We start from the raw sequence: 251 nt of genomic DNA, 5'->3' as shown, positions 1-251 counted from the left end.
CACGCTTCTTGAGCAGTTTGTAAATATGATCGGTGTGATATCTTATGTTGAACTGGTCATAAATATACTGAGCAATATCTTCCCCCATTAGTCTGCCTCCTTCTGAAGAACTTGCTGACTGTTTTGCATAATCTGACAGTGTGTTTAGTTGTTGTAAGGTTAATTTAGCTGGACGACCTTTAATCGGTTTGTTGTTCAAGCCAGTAACGCCATTATTAAGGTAGTTTGAAACCCATTTATTGACACTGCCG

General features: G+C 39.0%; 1 protein-coding gene. It reads right to left on the bottom strand.

Annotated features, from left to right (window positions below):
- The coding region (locus H5158_RS23055) for a helix-turn-helix domain-containing protein (RefSeq protein WP_182741004.1) at nucleotides 1–251 on the bottom strand (251 nt) is incomplete at both ends.

The organism is Pseudoalteromonas sp. SR45-6 (genome assembly GCF_014163545.1).
Lineage (GTDB): Bacteria > Pseudomonadota > Gammaproteobacteria > Enterobacterales > Alteromonadaceae > Pseudoalteromonas > Pseudoalteromonas rhizosphaerae.
The sequence above is the reverse complement of the archived record's forward strand: the minus strand, read 5'-3'. Positions and strand labels throughout refer to the sequence as shown.